Here is a 409-nt window from a genome sequence, read left to right on the forward strand (position 1 = left end):
CGCGCGTGTCGGGCGTCGATCGGTTCCACCCGATGGGAGACGAAGCGTGCCGTGGGATGGCGCTCGCCGTCGAGCAGGCTGCGCGCCAGCGTGGCCTGGGTGCGGGCGCGGGCCAGCTCGGCGGCGGCGCGATCGTACTCGGCCTGGTAGCTGCGCGCGTCGATGGTGAAGAGCACTTCGCCCTTCTTCACTTCCTGGCCTTCGACATAGTTGACCTTGTCGATGTAACCGGACACGCGCGGGCGCAGTTCAACGCTCTGCACCGCTTCGACGCGACCGCTGAACTCGTCCCATTGGCTGACCTGCTTGACCAGCACCGGTGGCGCGCTGACCCGCGGCGGCGGCGGCGCACCGCCTTCTTCGGCCTGGCCGCCGCTGCAGGCAGCAACCACGGCCGCGGCGGCGACCG

1 protein-coding gene is annotated in these 409 nt (G+C 70.9%); it reads right to left on the minus strand.

What is annotated here, in order from left to right; genetic code table 11:
• Positions 1 to 409 (minus strand): biotin/lipoyl-binding protein (locus tag EN850_RS33835; protein ID WP_136092953.1); only part of this gene is annotated, 409 nt, incomplete at both ends.

The sequence above is a fragment of the Mesorhizobium sp. M8A.F.Ca.ET.207.01.1.1 genome, assembly GCF_004794715.1.
Taxonomy (GTDB): domain Bacteria; phylum Pseudomonadota; class Alphaproteobacteria; order Rhizobiales; family Rhizobiaceae; genus Mesorhizobium.